This is a genomic window from Candidatus Goldiibacteriota bacterium HGW-Goldbacteria-1 (assembly GCA_002839855.1).
Classification (GTDB): domain Bacteria; phylum Oederibacteriota; class PGYV01; order PGYV01; family PGYV01; genus PGYV01.
Genome location: PGYV01000003.1, coordinates 1 through 23184, shown reverse-complemented (window position 1 = coordinate 23184; position 23184 = coordinate 1). Strand labels below are relative to the sequence as shown.

Below are 23184 nucleotides of genomic sequence, written 5' to 3'. Positions count from 1 at the left end.
CCGCTATTTTTTTTGAAGATTCAGCATTCGATAATTAGAACTTTAATCCGCAGCAATATAAACCTGTTATTTTTTTCTTTTCTTTTTTGCCTTAGCTTTAACCTTAGCCTTAGTTTTAACCTTAGTTTTAGCCTTAGCTTTTTCCTCTGCCATAACATTTGCCTCTGCCTTAGCCTTAACCTCTGCCATAACCTGCATCTTCGGTATGAAAAACAGCAGCGAAAGGTAGCATAAAGCGCCTATGTAGAAGTTAGTTGTAATTCCGGAGTAAATTGATATAAGCACCACAACCGCAGATGCAAAAACACCGAATATTCCGTTTAACGCCCAGTACCACGGCGTACCTGCGGCTTTCGTTCCCGATATCATCCGCATTCCTGCGGGAAAACACATTCCCATTACAAACGCCAGGGGCGCCACCATGGCAATTGAAGACGCAATTTTAGCGGCCATTGAAAAGGTGGTCATTGCGGAAATTATTACAGGCATCAGCAGCGCCAGCGTAATAATGTACCCGCCTATTACAACCGGATAAACTTTGGAAAGAGGCGGCTTTGTAATCGCAATTTTTTCACTTACAAGGCTTCCAATTCCGGCGCTTAGAATCATAGTGAACAATAGTATCCCCAACGCGTAGACAGGATGCCCCAGAAACACGGATAACCTTTGCACCATAGCAATCTGCACAAACATAAATCCCGCCCCTATAAGCGCGAAATAAAACGCGGGCGCATAGTCAACCTTGTTTGCGTCTTTTTTAGCCCCTGCCAGCAGCGGTACCACAATCACAGCCAGCACAAAGAACATCAGCGCGCCTATCAGTATTAAAAGCGTAATGTTGGCAACCATGTTGCCTGAAATTCCGCCCGCGGAATAACGCCAGGCAAAACTTAAGTTGTTAAGTTTTATCATGTTAAAGAAGTATGGCCTTTCATCAGTAGGCGCGGTGTAGTTAAGGGGCGCATCCTTCACAAGTGCGTTTATCTCTTCTATTGACTTCCCTGTTATAATTTTTCTAAGCCACTCATTTTCAGGCTCCTGACCCGGGAAAATAAATATTTTAAACTTAAGCCTTTCCGCCGTTTCCCGCAGTACCTTAAGGTCCTCATCTGAAAAAGGTTTGTTTGAAACAAGTAACGTGGCAATATTACCGATAGCCGTAAGCACAATATGTTTGGAAGGGTCACTGACACCCCTTTTATAAAGCGCTGTGACCGCAAGGTTTACTATACGCGCTGTTTCTCCGGGCTGGTGTTCGGAAAACCACCTTGAAACCGTAAAGACTCCGCCGTCATTAAGCCTGTCAAGAAAAACCTTCCATGCCTCAACTGTATAAAGGCCGTTTTCAGACAGTGTAAAAGCTCCGGCTCCGGTTGCGGCCCATGTATCTATAAGCGCCATTGTAATAACATTAAATTTTTCTGTTGAACGGGCAAGGTAACTGCGGGCTTCGTCAGCCACCAATTCCACGCCCGGCCTGTCTGCCAGCCCCGCAAAATCCCTGAATTTGCCTTTTAGCAACTTAATAAAGATAGGGTTAACTTCTATACCCACCACTCTATCGTGCCCAAAAACAATTGAACTGGTAATATCCCTGCCTCCGCCAACGCCTATGACGCAGCTGCCGCCGTTAGGCCTGATGTAATGCGCAAGGTTAACCATGTCATATTTTAAAACTTCAAGGTTTGCCATATCATCCATGTTAAGCATAAATGTTCCGGCTTCGCCGTCAACAGACAGCCCGTGAACCTTTACAGGAAGATCCGGTGTTATCGGGCTTGTCCCCCACAGGTAAGGCCTTTTAAACTCCATACCGCTGACATTTACCCAGGAAAAAGAGTTCCACTTCTGAAAATAAAATTTTCTGGTGTCGCTTTTATGCCCTTTTATGGTACGCGGGCTGATAAAATCACCCGATATTATGTTTCCGATAAAAACAGCAAGCACAAGGGCAACACAGGCCATTGAAGCACTCTTCAACATTGTTCCCTTGCTCCTGATTGAAAAAATAAACGCGCCGATAGAAGCTATCACCGCAGCAAAAAGTATCATATTTGGAGCGCTTAAAAACTCAAGCCCCAATATAACCGCAAGGCATCCTATGGCAGCTCCTCCCAAATCAGCCCCGTACAGTTTACCCACAGGTTTTTCTTCCCTTGTAAGGATGGCTGTAATGACAATACCCGAAAAATAATATGGTATTATGCAATAAAACGCGGCAAGCAGTATCCTTGTTACACTGGCAATGTTGTGCTGGTAAACAATCGGAGTAAAGCATAAAAGCGTCAGCGAAACAGGCAGTGATACCGCAAAAGCAATAGCCGCCTTTATGTAACTATTGTTAAGGTTTTCCGGCTCGAAGGCCTTTTTATTAAGATAAACAGTAACCGCGCCCCCCGTCATTCCCAGCATGGCTGTTGACACCGCGAAAAAAGCCAGGTGATACCAGGACATGACGCTTAAAATTCTAAGCAATGTTATTTCATAAACCAGTGTTGCAAGTGCCGTAAAAAAAATCCCCGTATAGATATGCATAATACCTCCCTAAAATTAATAAAATTTTTCTTGTTGAAATTGATGCAACAGTATAAACCCGTATTTTTCACCCGTCAAGTTCTAATACGAATGCATTTCAGTCTTTCCATAAACGCACTGCGATTTATGCCCATAACCCGGAAGGCTCAATTAATTAAACCATATTTCCCTCTATTTAATCTCCGCTGCCCGTTTGACCGTCCGCAACATTAAATAAGCTGATACTTCCTAACCTTCCGTTTTTCACATCAGCCCTTTCCCGTGTTTTGAAAATTGGATATTAGAAAATTCAAAATTAGAAAATCAAAACATTTCATAACCGCCTGCATTATTTGCGCCAGCGTTTCTCAACCGCTTCAATAGGCCAAGGCAGCCAAATCCTCTCCCCGCTTCATTTCATCTTAAAATCCTTAATTAGCTTTATAACACTCTTTATATTATTTTGTTCCGCGAAATCCATCGCAGAAAGTCCGTGGGTTCCCTTCACATATGGGTCTGCCCCATTTTCAAGAAGCAGTTTGACCGGCTCAATATACCCGTGTTGAGCGGCAAACATAATAGGAGTGGAGCCCTGATTATCTTTTGTATTTACATCCGCTCCTGCTTTTATAAGCTCCTTTACCGCCTCTGTTCTGCCCGCATTTGCCGCAAATACAAGAGCCGTATATCCTTCATTATCTTTTTTCTCAAGCTGCGCTTTATTTACAATTAGTTCCAGTAACGCCTTAACTTTTCCGTTGCCGGCTGCCGCCATAAGCGGAGTTAAGCCTGTATCATCCGCGGAATCAACATCCGCGCCCGCAGAAACCAACAGTTTTATTGACTTCGGATTGTCTTGTCCGGCGGCAAAAGATAACGCTGTCGCGCCGGCAATCCCCTTCTTTTTATTAATAAACGTCATATCAGGTGAAGCTTTATATTTCAATAAAATTTCCACCATGTCGGCATCATTATTTGAAGCAGCAAGGGCTAAAATTGGCGTATCATCCGCATCTCTTAAATCCGGATCCGCCCCTTTGCTCAACATTTTTTCAACTACTGCCCTGTTCTTTTTCATAACAGCTTTAATAATTTCATTTGCCTTCTCAGCCTCATTAACACGAATAGCAGTTAATACATCATTTCCCCGAAAAAATAAAACTGATAACTTTGATTTATTATCTGAAATATCTGCTTCTATACCTTTATAAGTTAAAATACCGTCAGCTGTAATAATATAGAAAAATATTTCCCCGTCTTTAGGCATAGGAAATTCACTTGTTTTTTTACAAAACTCTGTATACCGATCAGATTCACGCGCCGCAATAATTGATAATTTTTTCACTTTTTCAATACCCGCCAATCCAATTGTTCCGCCGCCTCTTTCATAATATAGACTGCATGTGCCGTCAATCAGGCATATCAAAGAAGCAGCCCCTATATCCGTGCCCATCTCTATAACCACCCCGTATACCCGGGATTTACCAAAAGGCTGAATTCCTCCAAGAAATTTAACAGGTTCGGTCAAAAGTTCATTCCTCATTTCCAACAATGGTGATTTTTCATCCATAACTTCCCCCTCTCCTAAATTTAGCGGTATCACATTTTTTTCATTACCTTTGGCTGACAAAAAAGATAAACTAATAAAAACAACTATAAATATACTTTGTATTATAACCCTCACCACATTTCTCGGATTAACCTTTCTCATTATTCCCCTTAGATTTCCTTTAACTTTTAATAATTATTTAATTTCCCCGTAAAATAAAAGAGCCGGCATCTCTGCCGGCTTTATTGTTTATCAATCCCCTTACTTATCCACCAGTATAAATACCGTTTCCCCGTCTTTAACCAGCCCAAGCTGTTCGCGGGCGGTTTTGGAGACAAATTCTTCGTCAGCGGCTATGTTTGCCATTTTTCCCGAGAGTTTTGCATTGTCTTCTTTTAACGACGCTATCTCTGAATTCAACGACGCTTTCTGCACCCTCATCTTTACAAAGGTATATGCGGCTTTAAAAAAACCAAATACCATTACCAGCGCTATAATCAGCGGGACAATGGCTTTCTTTCCCTTTTTAACTGAAGACTTTCTTAACCTGTAATTGGCTGTCATTTCCCTTTTGTCTCCCATGGTTTAAAGAGATTTGATAGGTTTCTTCCGTCTTCCCATACTTCTTTAAGGCTTGGCATTATCTTATGTTTTTCATAAATAAGAATAGCGAAATTCACCTGCAAAAGGATTATTAAAGAGTATGTAATAAACGGAGCCATGAAAAGCGGGAAAAGCGTTATAAGTTCAAGCACGGTTGGTACCTGCGACCCGCCGATATGAAGGGCAAAATAGAAAACAAAATTAAGATAAAGAATTATAAGCGCCACAGAGGACGCCGCAAAAGGCGCGGAGAGGAGCATTATCAAAGACTTCTTATATGAAACTAAAACCCTTCTTTTTTCATCAAGGACAAGTATGGGAATTAAAAATATCTGGATAAATAAAAACATGATAACAATCCATACCCCTATGCCGCCTACGATATAAACCCACCATCCAAGGTTAAGGATGCTTTTGTAAAAGTTAATGCTTAAAAAAGCCAGAAAGAAAAACGATGTGTTTATCGCAAACAGCGCAATGCCCTTTAACCAGAATAGTTTTAACCCTTCGCCCACCCTGGCAAACATTCCCATGTCTTCATTTGTCCCCGTAATAAATTTTGCCCAGAAATGCATAACCGCGGGCGCAAGCACGTGCCATATAAGGGATAATGCCCCAAGGGTAATAATGGTCGCCTGGGAAGCGCCGTAAACTTTTCTGTTAAGAAACAGTTCTATAAACAGTATGAAGAAAGCGATAAACATAACGCCAAAAACAGAAAAGTTTAAAACAAGGCCTTTTAAAAGATTGTCATAGAATATCCAGAAAGTCCTTTTGAACAGCCGGGAAAACATTAAAGCATCTTTTCCAGGTCTGGGATGGATTTCTTAAGTTCCAGCCTGCCGCGTCCAAGGTTTCCGTCAAGGCTTAACGCCAGTGTCACAAAGTAATTATCCCCTACCATCATCATTATCATTGTGGCTTTTTCGGTTGATATTAAAACTTCATTTGTCTTGCCAAGCCCAAAACTCTGCGATGCCTTCTTGGCATTACTTATAATTGTGGAGTATTCCGCGCCCGCGGCAGTGATATCAAAGTCAGACCTGCTGGAAAACTGGTCAATGGCAATACCATCTTCGCCAATAACACCCGCGCCAATGGCGCCGTCTACGCTGCTGACTATTTTCTGCAAAAGGCTTTTAAAATCCATTTCTCACGGCTCCTATTAATTTATTCACATCAACTGCTTCATTTTTTCTTTAACCTGCTTTAACACAAGCCCCATCTTACCCACATTAATATTTTCATCGCCGATTATGAACAGGACCCCTTTGCCCAATTCCGTGAACAAAAGCTGCCCGTGTTCCGACGCAATTACAACCTGATTAAGTTTTCCCTGCTTCATATTCTTTACAGACTGCTCTGTCTTATTTACTATTGACGCTACAATACCGCCTATTTCCGACTTGTTAATGGATGTCGGCAGTACGCTTGCCACAAGCTGCCCGTCGCGAAGAAGGAATAAACTGCCTACAATTCCGTCAACGGTAGAAAGGCTCTGCAGCACGTTACCAATCTCAATTTTCTTATTATCTGCTATTTCAGGCAGTTTTTCAACTGTTTCTTTTTTCTCTTCTTCTTTTTTTGGCTCTTCTTTTTTAGTTTCTTCCTTTTTCGGCTCTTCTTTCTTAACTTCTTCTTTCTTAGGCTCTTCTTTTTTTGCTTCTTCTTTCTTAGGTTCTTCTTTCTTAACTTCTTCCTTTTTCGGCTCTTCTTTTTTCACTTCTTCTTTCTTTGGCTCTTCCTTTTTTGCGGCAGGCTCGCTTTTATCGTCATCTACAAGGTCATTTTCAACGGCCTCTTTCATTACATCCAGAATATCTTCGGCTGTTATCTTGTCATTTTCCGTGGTTTTGCGTTTTTCTTTCTGCTCTTTCTGCTTGTTTATTTTCTTCTGCTGAAAGTCATATACTTCCCTTAACCGCTGCTGAATTATGATGTTTTCCGCGTCTTTTTCAAGAAGCTCCCTGTATATCTCTATGGCTTTATCAAACTCTTCTTTTTTGGAGTATAATTCCGCCACTTTAAGCGATTTTTGCAGGTCTGACATGGCAGGTTTTTCTTCTTTAACCGCGGGGTTTTCTGCAGGCGCAGGCGGCTGTGGTTTTTCTTCTTTATTTTTATTTGACGGTAATGTAACGGTCTGTTTTGCGGACAGCGCTTCCTGAAGTTTTTCCTGTGTTTCCGTATCTTCCGGATTTAGTGAAAGCACCCTTTGAAACTGTTCCACGGCTTTTGCAAACATCTGCTTTTTAACATAAATATTTCCAAGCATTGTATGAACCATTATGTTATCAATGTCCACGGCTTCAACCTTTTTCAATTCTTCTGCCGCGTCATCATACAGTTCCTGCTCTACATAAATTCTTCCAAGTACAACCCTTGCGGAAGTATATGCGGGATGTTTTTCAAGCCCTGTTTTACAGGTGTCAACGGCTTCCTTATACATACCCGATTTTCTGTATGCCTCCGCAAGCGGAACAAATGCAAGAGAATCAGGGTTCTGCGAAAGTTTTTTCTTTAGGTCTTCAATTTCCGCCTTAAAGGCGTCTGCCATGAAAGAGGCTCCTTATTAAGAAAGCAAACTGTTAAAACGATTTAATTCCTTTTTAATGGCCGAAAAATCAGTAATTTCCTTTAAAATAACACAGCCAATTTCCTTTGTCAATACAAATATTATTTTACCATTTTTTGCTTTCTTATCCCCTGATAACCTGCTTATAATTTGGGTGTTTTTTAGATTTCTTAAAGGTTTTATCAGGTTATACTCATAAAATACTTTATTTATTCTGTTTTCTGTTTCTTGCGAACACAATTTAAGCCGCCTTGACAGCCCCGCCGCAATAACCGCACCAGCCGCAATGGCTTCGCCGTGCTTTAACCCTTTATAATTCAATGCCGCTTCAATGGCATGCCCTGCCGTATGCCCAAAATTAAGAAACGCCCGTAATCCTGATTTTTCTTTTTCATCCTTTGCCACAACAGATGCTTTAATTTCAACTGATCTTGTTACAAGTTTTTGTACCGCTGCTTTATCTCTTTTTAATATTGCCGCCCTGTTTGTTTCCATAAAATTAAAATATTCAGAGTCAAGTATTATGCCGTGTTTAATCGCTTCCGCCATCCCGTTTAAAAATTCCCTTTCCGTCAAAGTATTAAGAGTATCAGTATCCGCAATTACAAACAGCGGCTGATGAAAAGCGCCCGCAAGATTTTTCCCCGACGTAAGATCCACCCCGGTTTTACCGCCGACAGAACTATCCACCTGTGCCAAAAGGGTTGTTGGTATCTGAACAACATCTATGCCCCTCATATAAGTGGCAGCCGCAAAGCCCGCCACGTCGCCCACAACCCCTCCGCCAAGGGCTATAATTGCCGAATGCCTGTCCAGTTTATTCTTAACGCATGCGTCATAAATTGAAGCGACGGCATCAAGCCTTTTATACTGCTCGCCGTCTTTCATTAAATGAATACCTGCCGTGAATCTGCCTTTTAAGCCGGCCATAAGTTTTTTTCCATACAGCGAAAAAACTTTTTTATTGCTTACCACAAGCACCCTGTTTCCCTTTTTAAAGCCGGAAAGAATCTCCCCTGTTTTATGAAGGATATCAGCGCCAACATATACTGTGTATGGATTATTTTTTAACTTTACCCTTACCTGTTCCAAATTTTTTCCGCCTTTGCAGCTATAAGTTTTGCCGCTTCTTCGGCATTTAACCTGTCAGTTACCACCGTTATATCCGCGGCTTTTCTATAAAGTTCCAGCCTGCTTTTAAACAGCGCGCGGGCGCTTTTAAGATTATCTTTATTAAAAAGCGGCCTGTCGGTCTTGCCTTCAAGGCGCTTTTTGCATACTGCAAATGAGTTCTTAAGATAAACCACCAAACCCGCTTTTTTCAGCAGGGGCCGGTTTTCGTTCATCTTAATTATTCCGCCGCCGGTTGAAATAACGGTTTTACTTTTTTTCCCCGCTTTGGCCAGCGCTTTTGTTTCAAGCCCGCGAAAATATAATTCACCGCGGGTTTCAAAAATACGGCTTATTTTTGTTTTCGCGCTTTTTTCTATCTGCGCGTCAAGGTCCACAAACTTCATACCGGTAATACGGGATACTATTTTTCCCACAGTTGTCTTCCCGCTCCCCATAAAACCTATCAGGACAATATTTTTCAAATTACACCCTGTATTTCTTCACGTACTTCTTGTAATTTTCATAGTTAGAAAGTATGTAATCAATATCGCCGCTGCCAAATTTTTCCTGGAAAGCTTTCATAAGTTCTGCTGCAACAATGGTTTCTGCTATTAAGGCTGCAGCCGGAACAGCGCAGACATCCGACCTTTCATATACGGTCTTAACAGCTTTTTTATTTTTAACATTAACGGACTTTAACCCCTTAAGAACTGTGGAGATGGGTTTTAAAGCGGCTTTTATTTCCACTGGATTACCATTTGTCATGCCGCCTTCAATACCGCCGGAGTTATTTGTTTTTCTGTAATAACCGTCTTTTTTTGAATAAAAAATTTCGTCATGCATGGAACTTCCGGTGGCTGCGGCATAGGCAAACCCGGCGCCTATTTCAACGCCCTTCACCGCCTGAAGGCTCATCAAAGCCATAGCCAGCTTTGCGTCAAGTTTCCTGTCCCACTGCGTATAGTCGCCAAGCCCGGGTGGTAATTTGGAAGTGATAATTTTTAAAACTCCGCCCAGCGTATCGCCTTCTTTAACAGCCATGTCAATGGCGGCTTTTACGTTTGATGAATTATTTTTATCGGGAAAACGAAGCTGCGCCTGTGATGCCGCATCCGCTTCTTCTGCCAGTTTTTTTATATCTTTAATTGATGCCTGTTTTGGATACTGCGCGGCAACTCCGGCTATAGCATCCGTAAAACCAAAGACTTCAACACCAAACAGTTTAAGAAATTTTACCGCAAGCGCGCCTGTTATTACCCTGGCGGCGGTCTCCCTTGCGCTGGCGCGTTCCAGCACGTTTCTGAAATCTTTATGGTTGTAACGTATTCCGCCGGACAAATCAGCATGCCCCGGCCTTGGTATATTAAGTTCTTCAAGCGACGACGGGCGCTGCCAGGCGTCCATTTTCTGCGCCCAGTTTTCAAAATCTTTATTTTTAATAAAAACAGATATTGGCGCGCCTGTGGTTTTCCCGAAACGGATGCCGGAAATTATTTCAGCACGGTCGGTTTCTATTTTCTGCCTGCCGCCGCGGCCGTACCCTTTCTGGCGTTCCGCCAGATAACAATCAAAATCATCCGGTGATAATTTTATGTTTGAAGGCACACCGTCTATTATTACGGTAAGCCCTTTTCCGTGTGATTCTCCGGCAGTTAGAAATCTTAGCATGTCTTGTTATCAGTCTTCAACAATAGAAGGGGTTAAAAACACTATCAGTTCCACCTTCTCTGTGGATTTTTTTGTACTCTTAAAAAGTTCTCCCAAAAGCGGGATATCGCCAAGTAGCGGCACTTTTTCAATGGTGTCATAGATGCGCTCGCTCATCAGTCCGCCTATTACAAGAGTGTCATTGTTAGATGCTTTTACATACGTGGTGGCTTCCTGCTCTGAAGTATCAGGAGGGCCGGCAGAAGTGGATGTGGTGCCCACAAGCTTTACAACCCTTACCGTCACGTTCATATCAATTTCATTTTTATTTGTAATTTTTGGCACCACCCTTAAAGATATGGGCAGGTCAAGATTTTTATACTCTGTGGTGATAATAGGCGCCGAATTGGCGTTTGTAACTATATTCTGAACTTCGTAATACGTCCTTCTCATTGTCTCTATTACAGCTTCCCTGTCAGACTGCACCGCTATCTTTGGCGCGGATAAAAGTTTTGCTTCATTTTTCTGTTCCAGCGCGCTTAAGTACGCGTTAATCTTAAAGCCGCTTAGCACAGTGCCAAGCGTCAGCTTGCCTGCAGGGTTAATGGCAAGCGGAATCATCTCGCCTTTAATATACGGCTCATTATTCTGTGAAGCTGCATCCCACGCCACTCCAAGGTCTTTAATATTATTTACATTAACTTCATACAGTTTTGCCTCTATTATTACCTGCGGCACCCTTACGTCAAGCGCTTCGATTATTTTTTCAACGCGTTTCATGTAAGTCTGGCTTGCGGTCACAACAATGCTGGATGTCCTTAAATCAAAATTAAAGTTTGCCTCTTCATCAGCCGCAAGGGTGTTTGTAAGCATGGCCTTTAATTCGGCCACACTGGAGGATTCAAGCGTATCGCCGGCCCTTGTCATAAGCCTGATATTTTTCAGTTTGAAAATCTTGGTGACTATTCCGGAACTGTACTCCTGCGAGCTGCCGTCAGTGGCGTCTATGTCCGCAATCATATCCATTACGGTATCAATGTCATACCTGGTGCCGTTTATCAGTATCTTATTCATACCCGGCGACGTGTCTTCATCAATAATTATATCCAGTGTGGGATTGGAAGCCACCTGCTTTTGAAGTATCTTCACCAGATCCGCGTCCTTCATGGTTCTTGGTGAATAGTGTTTTGTCATTTTGGGCTGCATTGCTTTTTCGCTTTTAATTTCTGCCGGGGATCCAATTGTTATCATATCTCCCCTGGCTTCGTAGTAAAGGTTCTGCGGAACAAGAAGATCCCTTAACACAACGCTAAGAGGCTGATTATCAACTTTCATCGTAACCGGTGAAGCAAGCGCCACTGACTGGCTTGTGGTAAATTCAAAACCGGACTGTGAAGCAAGCATCCTTAAAACGCCCGGTAAACTTGCGTTCTGAACGTTGATTGATATCTTCTGCCTTAAATTAAGATTTTTGCTTTTTGCCTGGACTGTTTCCGCGCCTTTTTCCACATCCACAATTATCTGATTATGATCCCTTGTAACCGTATAAGGCGAGTCTTTTGACAAAGAAAGGCTTACTGCTACTTCCCTGGACTTTTTATTTTCTGTTATGGATATTTTATTTACCGTACCTTTATTCACATTAATGGAATTGGAAGCCACCGAAGACACGGCATCCACAACATCAAGCTTTAAACTGTTATTTTTGGAATCCTTCATCATTCTGTACTTTGCCGGACCGTCAGTGGTCACTATTATTCTTATCTTAGAGTCCTGTTCTGACGCCGCCACATCAACCACCCTGTATATCATACCTGAAACCCTTTTTACCGGCTGTTCCGGTTCCGCAGATGTTCTTGCAGAAGACACCGCGCCCTTATCCACTTCCACAACGATATTGTTACCCTGGTTTGTTGCCTGCCATTTTTGTGCCGAATTAAGGTCTATTACAACCCAAGCCGTGGAATCATGAGGGGCCAGCCTTACCTTGCCAACAGCCCCTTTACCCACCTGAATGGTGTCTGATTTTGTAGCGGTATTTTCAAGCTGCAAAAGCACCCTTGCAGGCGATGATAATTCCGTGGCTTTATATTTTACCTTATCAGAGACATTTATGGTAACTTTCACTTTTGCGTCAGTTTCAGAACTATTAACCCCGGTTATAGAAATTCCTTTTGCAGCGGGTTTTACCACCGCAGCTGCTTTTACCGCGCCGGCTTCCATTGCCGATGACGTATCAGCTTTTTCAACGGGAGAAACGCTTATAAAATCCTCATCCTCCGCGTTTAATTTGACCGTGCCTGTAACAAACAGCATGGAAATAATAAACAGCGCCAATAAAACAAATTTATTCTTCATCGCGCCTCCTGTTTTCTTTTTATTTTATCTATCACGGGGCCTATAAGGCCCGGTAAATTATATTATTCCTCTTCAGGGCCTATGTTATATCCCGTCATATCCTTTTCAAGCTTAAACAGTATTTCCCTGTCTCCCTGCTGTAAAAGCACTTCGTACTGATTAAGTATCTTTCCGGTAATACCCTCTATCACCTTTGAATTATCCGCGTATAGTTTTCCTTCTTCAAAAATATAACTGAACATAAAACCGCCGGTGGTTCGTAATAACGCGGACTTTCTGTTTCCCGTTATGGTAATGCCTTCAAGCATAAGCGAGCTTATCTGCACATTGCTCTGTCCGCGTACATATTTAATAAGCTGCCTTGGGGAGAAAGGATCCCTTCCGCTTTCAACCTTATATTCAAAAATAGGTTTGGCGGAAAAATCGCCTATTTCAGCAATAACAGGCATGGCAAAAACAGCAGTAATAATAAAAGCCGCAAGTATAAAAAATACCCGCTTTATTATTTTCATTTAGCCGCCGCCTTTGGATAATTATAAATCTTAAGCATCATCTCTGTTTTCACATTCCTTTTTCCGTAAATATCCGTTTCATCAATTTTCATTCTAAGTTCATCACACACTATTATCATATTGCTGTAGCCAAGCCCGGTAATAAAGGCGCCAAGGTTATTGTAGTTGGACTGTGCCTCGAATTTAAATCTTCTCTCCGTGTATTCGCCTTTTTTTGTTTCTTTGTCAGGCGAAAATTTCACAAGGGTAATGTCGCTTGCGGCGGCTTTATTGGATATCTCTTCTATAAGTTCGGCAAAACTGGTCTGTTCCGGCAGCCTTGAATTTAAAAATTCGGTTTCACTGTTTATCGCGCTTGCCCTCTTTAAAAACTCCGGATACTTGGATACCATATTCTTGGCGTCCTGCAGGTCTTTTTGTTTCTGCTCCAGTATCACCGCTTTGGCTTTATATTTTTTTACAAGGGGGCTGTAAAGGTAATTCCAGTAAGCATAGCCGGTTAACCCTGTAAGAATTACCGCAACCGCTATTGTGGTCTGCTGCTTCTGTGTAAGTTTTATGCCTTTAACCATTTTTAAAACATCCATATTTTACCCCTGCTTTGGCTTTACAGCGCCGGTGGCAAATATAAAATTAAATTCGAATCCCACCCAGCCAGCGCCGTACTTGTCTGTTATGTCTATTTTTGAAATGCCTATTGCCGATATCGATTCTTCTTCTTCCAGGCGCCTTACAAAATCCGCAAGCACCGCGCGCGAAGAAGCATAGCCCGCAACCCTGACCTGTATGCCTTCTGCTTTTTCTTTGTCGTGTGAGACTTCCACAAGCCACATATCGGGATAAATCTTTTCGGCAAGCATGTCAAGCAGCTTAACCCACGCCGCCTGATTAATAAGAAGGGTTTCCACCACTTTTCTTTTCTTTGTCAGGGCTTCTTCCAGCGCATTGAATTTTTTTACCTCTTCAATTTTATCCTGAAGCGCCGCGGATTCCGCCTCTATTTTTTTTATCTTTTTGTCTGTCTCTTTTATTTTATTGCTCTGTGCAACCACTACGCCCACAAGCCCAATCACCACAAACCCGGCTATTAATATGCCCAGCGCATAAAATATCTGCATTTTTTTTGCTTTTTTTACCTTGGCCGGAAGAAGGTTTATCTCTATCATATCTTATCCGCCGCTCTTAAAGCCAGCCCAAGCGCGACATTAAAATGCACCGCGTTGGCCCTAAGGTAATCAAAGTCAAAATTCTTTGAACTTATGTTGACGTTCTTAAAAGGATAATTTATCTCTACAGGTATACCAAGGCGTTCTGATAAAAACCTGTCTATGTTTTTTATCTTTGAAGTGCCGCCGCTTAAAAGAATCTTTTGCACCGGTTTTCTTTTTACCGTGCTTTCATAATAATCAAAGGCCCTTCTGATATCATTAAGCATTTTATTTAACGCCGGCGTTATGGCTTCAAATATCCTTGACGATTTGTCATCTTCGCCGCCCGGCATTGAACTTAAAAGAAGTTCTTCGCTTTCAACCATTATGACTGCCTGCTGTTTTTTAAGTTCTTCCGCCTGCGCGAAACTTATATTAAAATCCCTTTGTATTTCTTTAGTCAGGCTGTTTCCGCCTATTCCCACATCCCTTGACAGGTGCGGTATGTTGTTTTCGGTTATGGTAATTGTGGTAAGCTTTGAACCCATATTGATAAGCGCCACCGTGTCCGCTTTTATCCCGCCTTCTGACTGATCCGCTGAATTAAGGTCATACGCATTGCACAGCGAAAAAGAATCCACTTCAATTGCGGCAGGCACCACGCCCGCCTCTTTTAACATCTGCATGTGCTGGCCCATAATGTCATTCTTTACGGCCACTAAAAGCACTTCCATTTTTTTCTGACTTTCTTCCTCTATTTCAGACAGTACCTGATAGTCAAATACCACCTGGTCCATACTAAGCGGAATATACTGCTCTGATTCATACGGAATCATATTTTTTAGTTCTTCGGCGGACATATACGGAACTTTAATATAACGTATAATTGCGGAATCACCGGGAATAGCTGTTATCACTTTGCTGCCGGCAATATTTTTCTGTTTTAATATTTTTTTAAGTGTGTTCACATAAAGGGTATGTTTGGCTTCCGGATCAAGGTCTTCTACGGAATCAGATGAAAGGTTTATTATTTCGGCGCCCGTTAATTCATAGCCGTCTTTATTTTTCTTAAGTTTGATCGCTTTAATGCTGGAACTGCCGATATCAAGCCCGACAATCCCTTTGGAAAACATATCAAGCGCCATTTTCTCTCCCTAAATTTTTTACGCCAGCAGGTATTTTAAAATAAAACCCGCGGCGATAAAAGGCACAAAAGCAATTTCGTCCTTTCTTCCATTCTTTCCCGTAACCAACAAGAACACTGCCACAAAACCGCCAACTATGAAAGAGTAGAAAATTATATCAAATACCGCCGCAGCCCCGACACACATACCCAGCACTGCTGCAAGCTTAATATCACCTTCCCCTATCTTTCCGTTAGTAAAGTAGTTCAATATAAGCAGAAGCGTGCCGCCTGCCGTTGCACCTATAATGCCTTCAAACAGGTTAATTCCGCCAAACTTAAAGACTGAAAAAACCGCACCGGTTATGCACATATACTTCAAAATACCATCAGGTACAATTTTTCTGTCAATATCTATTAATGCTAACGTTATAAGATAACCTACCATTATTATATAGAAAAAATAGTTTTTTTCAACCCCAAACTTAATAAAAAATAAAACAAACAGTAAACCCGTCATAAATTCAATTATTGGGTATCTGCCTGATATCTTTTCCCCGCAAAACCTGCATTTTCTTCCAAGTATAAAATAACTTAAAATAGGGATATTATCATACCATTTGATGAAATTTCCACATTCAGGGCACGCGGAAGGCGGCGAAACAATGGATTTGTTTTCGGGAATCCTGTATATACATACATTCAGAAAACTGCCTATAACAGCGCCGTATATAAATATAATAAGCACTGTTCCGGCGAATATAATTTCAGAGTTCATTAAACCCCCAATTTTAAATTTGAAAATAAAAAAAGCCGCGGCAGTTAAGCCGCGGCTTTTTTTTACATAACTGTTATTCGTAACCGTAAATCGAGTAAGTAACACCTTTTGTATCCGGCTGCGCATTGTTAAGCCAAACATCGCCTGACTTGTTGTTATATCTCCAACCGTCTGTGTCTAAACCAATATTATCCGACTTTGTAGCCAATGCTTTTTCTGTATCTACAGTAACAGTAATAACGGTTCCCTTAAGCGGGTTCGGATTGTGCTGACCTTTTACCTTAACCGGGGGCATTCTGTCAAGATACGCTCCAAATTTATCCGGGGCTGTATCAAGATCTTCCGGGAATTGACCCTGATTGTCACCATAATAAATTGATACCGCTGACTTTATGGCTCCAACGTTTCCCTTTGTTGCGCCTTCTCTTGATTTTTCCAACATGTCAGAGAACTTCGGGATTGCAACTGCAGACAAGATACCGATGATCGCAACAACGATCATCAACTCGATAAGCGTAAAACCATTCTGTTTCTTCATCTACGTTCACCTCCTTTTAATTTTTTTACTTCTTCTTTCTATAACAAGTATACTGTTTCTTTTTTATTTTGTCAAGTTTTTTTGTATGTTTTTTTGTATAGCTACCCGACCATGCTTCCCATAGAGAACATAGGCAGGAACATGGCTATAACCATCCCACCTACAACCACACCTAAAAACGCCATTATTAAGGGCTCTATCATTGCCATCATGCTGTCAACGGCGTTATCTACTTCTTCATCATAAAAATTTGCCATTCTTAATAACATATCGTCTAAAGCACCGGTTTCTTCGCCTACCGAGACCATCTGTACAACCATAGAAGGGAACAATTTAGTGGCTTTCATGGGGTCTGTTAAACTTTGCCCTTCCCTGACCGCAGCCCTGACATCCATAAGTGCTTTTTCAATTACTTTATTTCCCGCGGCGCGCGCGACCGTTTCAATGGCGTCCAGGATGCTGACACCGCTTTTTAAAAGCGTGCCAAGCGTCCTTGAAAACCTTGCAACTGTGGCTTTTTTTGTCAAAGGCCCAAAAACAGGCATTTTTAAAATCACTGAATCTATAAAAAAAGCGCCTTTTACTGTCTTTTTAGTGACAATAAATATTACCACTAACAATGCCACCCCTATGATTTCATGAAGGACGTATTTCTGTTCAAAATTGGAGAAATTCAGAAGAAACTGAGTGGGCGCCGGAAGGTTTCCGCCGAAGCTTTCAAATATCATAGAAAAAGACGGAACAACCTTTACCATAAGAATAACCGTTATCGCAAGCGCTATGACAAGAATTGTCGCCGGGTATGTCATTGCCCCTTTTATCTTTTTAGTTAAAGCTTCACCCTTTTCAAGGAAGGTGGAAAGCCTGTCAAGAATAAGGTCAAGAGATCCGGATAATTCACCGGCTTTAATCATACTGCAGTAAAGAGTATTAAATACCCCCGGGAATTTCGACATGGCGTCTGAAAGGTTGGCGCCGCCGCCGATGTCATCCCTGACTTTTGTAAGCACGTCCTTAAAAACCTTATCTTCCATCTGTTCCACCTGTATATTTAACGCCTGAAGCACGGGTAATCCTGCTGTTATCATTGTGGCAAACTGCCTGGAGAAAATAGCGATAGTGCTTGTAGATACCCTGGGCCCCATTTTAAAAAGGGACATCAGCCCGCCGCTTTGTTTTGTAAAAGATACAACAACCAGCTTTTGCGACCTCATCTTGGCGCTTAACTGTTCATCGTTTTCCGCTTCAATGACTCCGTCAATTACCCTTCCGTCCGGAGTCTTTGCCTTATAAGAATATGTTGCCATTTATCTCGCTCCCGGCTGCATTAATATGCGGTGCTCTTGCCGCCGCCGCCCCCGCCCTGCACAAGCCTTTGCAGGTCTTTAGGGTCAGTTGTCCTTGCAAATATTTCATTGTATGTAACAAGCTGTTTGCTGTAAAGTTCTGCCAGAGACTGGTTCATGGTTCTCATTCCGTATTCGGAGCCGGTCTGCATTATAGAGTATATCTGATGGATTTTTTCTTCCCTGATTAAGTTTCTTATTGCGGCGTTGGTAATTAATATTTCCGCGCACAGCGCCCTTCCGGAAGAGTACGACTTTGGAAGCAGCTGCTGGCATACCACGGCCTGAAGCACAAAAGAAATCTGCGCCCTTACCTGTGACTGCTGATGCGCCGGGAATACGTCTATCATCCTGTTTATAGCCTGCACCGCATCAGGCGTGTGCAGCGTGCCGTAAACCATATGCCCCGTTTCCGCAATGGTAAGCGCGGCTTCTATTGTTTCAAGGTCCCTCATTTCACCTACAAGTATTACGTCGGGGTCCTGCCTTAAAACATATTTTAAAGCATCGGAAAATTTCCTTGTGTCCGTGCCCACTTCTCTCTGGTTTACTATACAGCTTTTATGCGTATGAATAAATTCTATCGGGTCTTCTATCGTAATAATATGGCCTGCTTTGTGGGAATTTATCCAGTCTATCATGGAAGCCAGTGTCGTGGACTTTCCTGAACCCGTAGGCCCGGTTACAAGAACAAGCCCTTTTGGGAATTTTGCTATTTCCTGAACCGCAGCCGGCAGGCCCAATTCTTCAAAACTTAAAATGTGCATGGGAATCCGTCTTAACGCGGCTCCCACCGCGCCCCTCTGTTTATAAACGTTCATCCTGACGCGGCCTATGCCTTCAACACCGAACGATAGGTCAAGTTCATTTTCCCTTTCAAACTTTTCTTTCTGTTCGTCGGTTAGAATACTGTATATAACATGCTGGCAGTCATCCGGCCTTAATTTTTCAAATTCTGACGCTATCATTTCCCCGTCTATCCTTAACATTGGAGGAGCTCCCACCGTAAGATGAAGATCCGATGCCCCTTTTTCAAACATAATCCTTAAAAGCGTGTCAATGTTTACCATTATTACCTCCGGATAAATTTGTTTGTCCTATTGCATCTTTTACTATTATATTTGTTATTTTATATCCTGTCAAATCAAAATGTAAAAAAATTACTGCGTTTTTACCTGACACAATACTTTCAAAGGCGTTTTTCAAGGTTTTTAATGGCATCAATATGGTCTTCTTTTAAGACAAGGAATTCAAGCCCAATCCTGAACTTTTCAATTTTTTCATCTTTTTTGACCCACTTTACTTCCGCAAATGTGGCAAGCGGTTTTTCTTCCCCGTCCACATAAATATCAAGCCGTAAAACATCCTCATGCTTAAAGTGTTCATCGCATAAAAGCTGGATGCCGCAGATGCTTATATCGCTTGATTCCACGTGCCGTTTTGATTTTTCTACAGCTTCAATACCCACATCGGAATCTTTCATGATTTTATATGTGACTTTAAGTTTCTTCTCTATTCTGTTGTGCTTTCTTTTGTCCGAATAAATTTCACCGTGCGGCATTTTCAACCCCTCTTTTCTATGCGGCCTGCTATTTATGCCGCAAAAATTTTATAGTAAAAAATCTTTCGGAAACCCTTTTTCTTTTTCTATAATTGCCTGCACCTGCGCGGGAAGTTCAGCAAAGAAATCAAAACCTGTAAGTTTTTCAACTTCATCCACAGATGTCCCGTACGCTGTCATTTTCTTTTCCGGTTTGCGGTTCTCTATAATAAAACCAAACGCATGCATTCCTCCGTCATCCGACTGGTAAAGCACAACTTTATAGAAGTGCGTGGGGACATATATTCCGGTATTTTTAATAATTTTCTTTTTACCTTTCGCGTAATTAAATGCCGGCCCTGTTATCACAAACGCACCGCCTTTAGACCTGGCATATGCCCTTACTTTACTTTCAAATTCTTTCCATATGCCTCGCTTAAGCCACGGTTCCATGGGGCAGACATTGGACATTAAAAACGCTTCTTTAAATGTCTTTTCTGAATACGATAAATCCACCGCGGGCGCCATAGGGCACCTGTCAAAATCTGCGGGATAGTCATTCCTTTTTGTCCTTAATTCCGGCGGCAGGGCTTTATCCGGCGTAAAAGTGCCGTTTTTAAGGGCTTTTTCAGGAATATTCCCTTTTTTCAGATGATAAGAAACCCACAACGGATTTTTTTTGCTGCCGCCATACATAAGGACATAACCTGTCTTTTTTAATATTCTGCCGCTTCCGGATGGAGCGCCGAATCTGATATGTTCTTCCGGGTCAGGCGTGTAAGCCGTAAATAAAAAAAGCGGAACTAAAACAAATAAAAAAAACTTCTTCATTTAAATACCTTCGCTTTCTTCAAGGACTTTAAGGTGCTTTTTAATTTCTTCTTCCAGCGCATCGGGAAGGCCCAGCAGTTTTACATCCATAAAACCCGAAACAATGGCTGATACCGCTTCATTTTTTGGAATACCGCGTGACATAAGGTATAAAATCTGCTCTTCGTCCACTTTTCCTATTGCCGCTTCGTGCGACATATTGACATCGGCATACTTTGTTTCCAGTTCCGGTATTGCCGAAATAACACCGCCGTCTTTTAACATAAGGCCGTCGCATTCAAGGTGCGCGAATACACCGGGTGAATTGGCCTGCAGGTGCCCTCTTGCGATAATAGTGCCGCCTTTGCTGACAGACCTGCTAATAATTTCCGCGCGCGTGTCAGGTGCATTTAAAAGCACTTTTGATCCAAGGTCGTACACAGAACCTTCGGGCGCCATTACGAGGGTGTTAAATTTTGCCACAGCGCCTTTACCGTCAAGGTAAGCCACAGGGTACATCTGCGTTATTTTGGTGTCCCTTAAAGCGATGTAATTTGATATATATGTTCCGCCTTCTTCCACTTTAATTGCGGAGCGCGGCCTTACCGTAACATCTTTTGCCCAGTCGTGTATCATTGTGTACATAAGTTTCGCGTTCTTTCCCACATATATTTCCGTCACGCCTATATGGCTGCCTTCCGCAAGATAACTTGCGGCGGCGCATCCGTTCATGATGTGAATCTCTGAATTTTCTTCCAGTATAATAAGGTTATGAACTTTCTGTTTCATCTTATCCTGCTTAATAAAGAAACACGCCTGAAAAGGAAAATACGCTTTGACGCCGGATTTAACCCTTATGAAATAACCGGAATGTGTCTCTTCGTACGCGGCTTTTGTGTATTCATCTTTATCTTTGTCCACCAGTTTCCACATAAGCTCTTTTAATTCAGGGTAGCGCGTAAGCGCTTCTTTAATGGCAAGCATTTCCACCCCCTGCTGCTTTATGCTTAAGTGGTGAACTTTGTCATTTTCCATCACAAAAGAGCCGCTTCTGCCGGCTTCGTCCGTGTTAATACCTATGTCCTGAATTTTCTGCCTGTCTTTTTCGTCAATTTTAATTACGTCTCCCTGCATAATTCACACTCCGTAAAACCGTGTTTTTGAATATGTTCAAAAAGTACGCGCGCGTCATGCTTGCACTGAATCTTTCCGTTTAATAGTGTATAGCCCGCGTCAGCGTCCACATAATCAAGTATGTATCCGGTATGCGTTATTATCAGAGCGCTTTTTTTACGCTCTTCTTTTTTTATATCACGCCCTAAAAGCATCCTTATTTTACCGCCAAGCATTACCATATTTTCAAGGTCAACGCCGGATTCCGGTTCATCAAGCATTACAAAGTGCGGATTTTGCGCGAACAGCTGCATTAATTCAGACCTTTTTATCTCTCCGCCTGAAAAACCGCTGTTGATGTCGCGCCCTATTAAGCCGGTAAGTTTAAGCGCCTGCGCGCCTTTTTCTATATTTATATCCACACCGCTTTTTTTCATTATCTCTTTTAATACATCATTTAACTTCATGCCTTTTATAATCGGCGGGCGCTGAAAGAAGACCCCCATCCCAAGGCGAGCCCTTGCGTCTATTGCCAGGTCATTCAACAATACGCCGTCATATTTTATCTCCCCTTTGGTTATTTTATACTGCGGATAACCCATAAGCGTCATAAGAAGGGATGTCTTGCCGGAACCGTTTGGCCCGAACAAGATATGAGTCTGCCCGTCGGGAATTGTAAGATTAATCCCTTTTAATACCTCATTGCCGTAAATAGAAACACAAAGGTCTTTTATTTCAAGCATTGTTTTGTCCTTTTAAAAGTAATTATTAAACATATAGATATATTATCATAAATAAAAACGTTTGTCATCTTGGGGTAAAAACAGGAAATATATTAACTGTATCTGGTAATCATACCCGATATCATTTTTCCTATTTCTTCCAGCTGTACACTTAGCTTCATGCACTCCGGCTCTGATATTAATCCCTTGCGCTTTGAAATTTCCAGCAGAGGAACACACTCATGTGTTGAACCCCGGGCTATAAAAAAGAAGTTTTTCTTATCATTACCCGTGAACTTACCATTGCCTTCGGCAATATTCAGCGAAATTGATAAAGCGGCACGATTTAGCTGGTCAACAATATAATAGTTTCCTTTTGGGAAATGATCAGTCAGATTGGAAATTTGCTCGGCAAAATCTACTGCTTTTTGATACACATGCAGGTTTTAAAATATAAACGCCATTTTATACAACCCCCTCTATGAAGTTATTTCGGGAATATATTACTACAAAACAAAATCACAGGCAATCAGGAAAATACTTTCAGATAGGAGAAAGGCGGCAAAACAGTACAAAGACAAGGTCTTTCAGAGAGGAGAAAGTAGAAAGGTGACAAAACATTACAAAGGCAAGGTTTTTCAGAGAGGAGAAAGTAGAAAGGCGACAAAACATTACAAAGGCAAGGTCTTTCAGAGAGGAGAAAGGTTGTTTGAGTGGAAATCGGCAGTGGTCTTGATTGTTTTTGGTTTATCTCCTATCTACTCTCTACTCTCACCTTTCTCGCCAAAATAAAAAAGCCACCTGATATAAAACAATTCAGAGAGGAGAAAGGTGAAAGGTGACCGAAAGGTGGTTTGAGTGGAAATCGGCAGTGGTCTTGATTGTTTTTGGTTTATCTACTCTCTACTCTCACCTTTCTCGCACAAAAAAAATAGCCGGCTAAATAAAGCCGGCTATTTTTTTTGGCGTCCCCAGGGAGAATTGAACTCCCGATACCGCCGTGAAAGGGCGGTGTCTTAACCTCTTGACCATGGGGACGTTTATCATCTATTTAACTGTAATTTTAGTCTTTTAGAACCTGCAAATTATATTATACGGTATAGCATTTGTCAATATTATTTTACCTTTATTTTGGGAATAAGGATAGACATCGTATACACCTTAAAAAGCTTAAAATATTAGGACATGATCGGTA

General features: G+C 41.8%; 24 protein-coding genes and 1 tRNA gene. 1 reads left to right on the top strand and 24 read right to left on the bottom strand.

From position 1 onward, the window contains the following. Positions 1-66: 66 nt before the first annotated feature. The 23 genes from CVV21_03140 to CVV21_03030 form a co-directional block, all read right to left on the bottom strand. Positions 67-2535 (bottom strand): hypothetical protein, encoded by a 2469-nt coding sequence (locus CVV21_03140; GenBank protein PKL92322.1) that lies wholly within the window; start codon positions 2533-2535, stop codon positions 67-69. Between the two features lie 391 nt (positions 2536-2926). Continuing rightward, the gene (locus tag CVV21_03135) at positions 2927-4225 is read right to left on the bottom strand and encodes a hypothetical protein (protein PKL92321.1); all 1299 of its coding nucleotides are present in this window, start codon (positions 4223-4225) and stop codon (positions 2927-2929) included. A 99-nt stretch (positions 4226-4324) separates the two neighbouring features. After that, positions 4325-4645 (bottom strand): hypothetical protein, encoded by a 321-nt coding sequence (locus CVV21_03130; GenBank protein ID PKL92320.1) that lies wholly within the window; start codon positions 4643-4645, stop codon positions 4325-4327. Further along, positions 4624-5460 (bottom strand): hypothetical protein, encoded by an 837-nt coding sequence (locus CVV21_03125; GenBank protein PKL92319.1) that lies wholly within the window; start codon positions 5458-5460, stop codon positions 4624-4626. The genes CVV21_03130 and CVV21_03125 overlap by 22 nt, the downstream gene beginning before the upstream one ends. Further along, entirely contained in the window at positions 5460-5816 is a 357-nt protein-coding gene (locus CVV21_03120) for a hypothetical protein (protein PKL92318.1), read from the bottom strand. Before CVV21_03120 ends, CVV21_03125 begins: the two co-directional genes overlap by 1 nt. Positions 5817-5840: 24 nt before the next feature. Beyond that, positions 5841-7223, bottom strand: coding sequence for a hypothetical protein (locus CVV21_03115; protein ID PKL92317.1), 1383 nt, complete (start codon positions 7221-7223; stop codon positions 5841-5843). A gap of 15 nt (positions 7224-7238) precedes the next feature. Beyond that, the gene (locus tag CVV21_03110) at positions 7239-8333 is read right to left on the bottom strand and encodes a 3-dehydroquinate synthase (GenBank protein ID PKL92316.1); all 1095 of its coding nucleotides are present in this window, start codon (positions 8331-8333) and stop codon (positions 7239-7241) included. After that, a complete protein-coding gene (locus CVV21_03105) occupies positions 8321-8836 on the bottom strand; it encodes a shikimate kinase (GenBank protein ID PKL92315.1) in 516 nt (171 codons plus the stop codon). The genes CVV21_03110 and CVV21_03105 overlap by 13 nt, the downstream gene beginning before the upstream one ends. A gap of 1 nt (position 8837) precedes the next feature. Further along, on the bottom strand, positions 8838-10022 hold the full coding sequence (locus CVV21_03100) for a chorismate synthase (GenBank protein PKL92314.1): 1185 nt from the start codon (positions 10020-10022) through the stop codon (positions 8838-8840). Positions 10023-10031: 9 nt separating this feature from the next. After that, complete coding sequence (locus tag CVV21_03095) at positions 10032-12359, bottom strand: hypothetical protein (GenBank protein PKL92313.1); 2328 nt, start codon at positions 12357-12359, stop codon at positions 10032-10034. A 62-nt stretch (positions 12360-12421) separates the two neighbouring features. Beyond that, positions 12422-12871 carry a hypothetical protein gene (locus CVV21_03090; GenBank protein ID PKL92312.1) on the bottom strand — a complete coding sequence of 150 codons (450 nt, stop codon included), beginning with the start codon at positions 12869-12871 and terminating at the stop codon, positions 12422-12424. Next, positions 12868-13458: a hypothetical protein gene (locus CVV21_03085; GenBank protein PKL92311.1), complete on the bottom strand. Its 591-nt coding sequence runs from the start codon at positions 13456-13458 to the stop codon at positions 12868-12870. Before CVV21_03085 ends, CVV21_03090 begins: the two co-directional genes overlap by 4 nt. A 3-nt stretch (positions 13459-13461) precedes the next feature. Continuing rightward, positions 13462-14037, bottom strand: a complete 576-nt coding sequence (locus CVV21_03080; protein PKL92310.1) for a hypothetical protein — start codon at positions 14035-14037, stop codon at positions 13462-13464. Continuing rightward, a complete protein-coding gene (locus CVV21_03075) occupies positions 14034-15164 on the bottom strand; it encodes a hypothetical protein (protein PKL92309.1) in 1131 nt (376 codons plus the stop codon). The genes CVV21_03080 and CVV21_03075 overlap by 4 nt, the downstream gene beginning before the upstream one ends. A gap of 18 nt (positions 15165-15182) precedes the next feature. Then, on the bottom strand, positions 15183-16061 hold the full coding sequence (locus CVV21_03070) for a prepilin peptidase (protein ID PKL92308.1): 879 nt from the start codon (positions 16059-16061) through the stop codon (positions 15183-15185). After that, on the bottom strand, positions 15994-16458 hold the full coding sequence (locus tag CVV21_03065) for a hypothetical protein (GenBank protein ID PKL92307.1): 465 nt from the start codon (positions 16456-16458) through the stop codon (positions 15994-15996). Before CVV21_03065 ends, CVV21_03070 begins: the two co-directional genes overlap by 68 nt. A 101-nt stretch (positions 16459-16559) precedes the next feature. After that, complete coding sequence (locus CVV21_03060; protein ID PKL92306.1) at positions 16560-17765, bottom strand: pilus assembly protein PilC; 1206 nt, start codon at positions 17763-17765, stop codon at positions 16560-16562. Between the two features lie 20 nt (positions 17766-17785). Continuing rightward, a complete protein-coding gene (locus tag CVV21_03055) occupies positions 17786-18874 on the bottom strand; it encodes a type IV pili twitching motility protein PilT (protein PKL92305.1) in 1089 nt (362 codons plus the stop codon). Between the two features lie 119 nt (positions 18875-18993). Next, the gene (locus CVV21_03050) at positions 18994-19365 is read right to left on the bottom strand and encodes a hypothetical protein (protein ID PKL92304.1); all 372 of its coding nucleotides are present in this window, start codon (positions 19363-19365) and stop codon (positions 18994-18996) included. A gap of 48 nt (positions 19366-19413) precedes the next feature. Further along, the gene (locus tag CVV21_03045; protein PKL92303.1) at positions 19414-20175 is read right to left on the bottom strand and encodes a hypothetical protein; all 762 of its coding nucleotides are present in this window, start codon (positions 20173-20175) and stop codon (positions 19414-19416) included. Further along, positions 20176-21288, bottom strand: a complete 1113-nt coding sequence (locus CVV21_03040) for a hypothetical protein (GenBank protein ID PKL92302.1) — start codon at positions 21286-21288, stop codon at positions 20176-20178. Further along, positions 21273-22010, bottom strand: coding sequence for an ABC transporter ATP-binding protein (locus CVV21_03035; GenBank protein ID PKL92301.1), 738 nt, complete (start codon positions 22008-22010; stop codon positions 21273-21275). The genes CVV21_03040 and CVV21_03035 overlap by 16 nt, the downstream gene beginning before the upstream one ends. 92 nt (positions 22011-22102) lie before the next feature. Then, the gene (locus CVV21_03030; protein ID PKL92300.1) at positions 22103-22432 is read right to left on the bottom strand and encodes a four helix bundle protein; all 330 of its coding nucleotides are present in this window, start codon (positions 22430-22432) and stop codon (positions 22103-22105) included. Between the two features lie 166 nt (positions 22433-22598). On the opposite strand from CVV21_03030, the gene CVV21_03025 reads away from it, so the two are divergent. After that, complete coding sequence (locus CVV21_03025; GenBank protein ID PKL92299.1) at positions 22599-22781, top strand: hypothetical protein; 183 nt, start codon at positions 22599-22601, stop codon at positions 22779-22781. A 171-nt stretch (positions 22782-22952) separates the two neighbouring features. Here the strand turns inward: CVV21_03025 and CVV21_03020 are convergent. Further along, positions 22953-23027 (bottom strand) — tRNA-Glu (locus CVV21_03020). Between the last annotated feature and the right edge of the window lie 157 nt (positions 23028-23184).

Bases quoted from the DNA above. Each gene is read 5' to 3' on its own strand.
- CVV21_03055 (PKL92305.1), bottom strand. From the start codon at position 18,874: ATGGTAAACATTGACACGCTTTTAAGGATTATGTTTGAAAAAGGGGCA.
- CVV21_03035 (PKL92301.1), bottom strand. From the start codon at position 22,010: ATGCTTGAAATAAAAGACCTTTGTGTTTCTATTTACGGCAATGAGGTA.
- CVV21_03115 (PKL92317.1), bottom strand. From the start codon at position 7,223: ATGGCAGACGCCTTTAAGGCGGAAATTGAAGACCTAAAGAAAAAACTT.
- CVV21_03085 (PKL92311.1), bottom strand. From the start codon at position 13,458: ATGGATGTTTTAAAAATGGTTAAAGGCATAAAACTTACACAGAAGCAG.
- CVV21_03140 (PKL92322.1), bottom strand. From the start codon at position 2,535: ATGCATATCTATACGGGGATTTTTTTTACGGCACTTGCAACACTGGTT.
- CVV21_03100 (PKL92314.1), bottom strand. From the start codon at position 10,022: ATGCTAAGATTTCTAACTGCCGGAGAATCACACGGAAAAGGGCTTACC.
- CVV21_03075 (PKL92309.1), bottom strand. From the start codon at position 15,164: ATGGCGCTTGATATGTTTTCCAAAGGGATTGTCGGGCTTGATATCGGC.
- CVV21_03130 (PKL92320.1), bottom strand. From the start codon at position 4,645: ATGGGAGACAAAAGGGAAATGACAGCCAATTACAGGTTAAGAAAGTCT.
- CVV21_03125 (PKL92319.1), bottom strand. From the start codon at position 5,460: ATGTTTTCCCGGCTGTTCAAAAGGACTTTCTGGATATTCTATGACAAT.
- CVV21_03080 (PKL92310.1), bottom strand. From the start codon at position 14,037: ATGATAGAGATAAACCTTCTTCCGGCCAAGGTAAAAAAAGCAAAAAAA.
- CVV21_03065 (PKL92307.1), bottom strand. From the start codon at position 16,458: ATGAAGAAACAGAATGGTTTTACGCTTATCGAGTTGATGATCGTTGTT.
- CVV21_03060 (PKL92306.1), bottom strand. From the start codon at position 17,765: ATGGCAACATATTCTTATAAGGCAAAGACTCCGGACGGAAGGGTAATT.
- CVV21_03135 (PKL92321.1), bottom strand. From the start codon at position 4,225: ATGAGAAAGGTTAATCCGAGAAATGTGGTGAGGGTTATAATACAAAGT.
- CVV21_03090 (PKL92312.1), bottom strand. From the start codon at position 12,871: ATGAAAATAATAAAGCGGGTATTTTTTATACTTGCGGCTTTTATTATT.
- CVV21_03050 (PKL92304.1), bottom strand. From the start codon at position 19,365: ATGCCGCACGGTGAAATTTATTCGGACAAAAGAAAGCACAACAGAATA.
- CVV21_03120 (PKL92318.1), bottom strand. From the start codon at position 5,816: ATGGATTTTAAAAGCCTTTTGCAGAAAATAGTCAGCAGCGTAGACGGC.
- CVV21_03095 (PKL92313.1), bottom strand. From the start codon at position 12,359: ATGAAGAATAAATTTGTTTTATTGGCGCTGTTTATTATTTCCATGCTG.
- CVV21_03040 (PKL92302.1), bottom strand. From the start codon at position 21,288: ATGCAGGGAGACGTAATTAAAATTGACGAAAAAGACAGGCAGAAAATT.
- CVV21_03070 (PKL92308.1), bottom strand. From the start codon at position 16,061: ATGTTTGGCTTAACAATGCGCAGCCGGATACAAAAGGTGTTACTTACT.
- CVV21_03045 (PKL92303.1), bottom strand. From the start codon at position 20,175: ATGAAGAAGTTTTTTTTATTTGTTTTAGTTCCGCTTTTTTTATTTACG.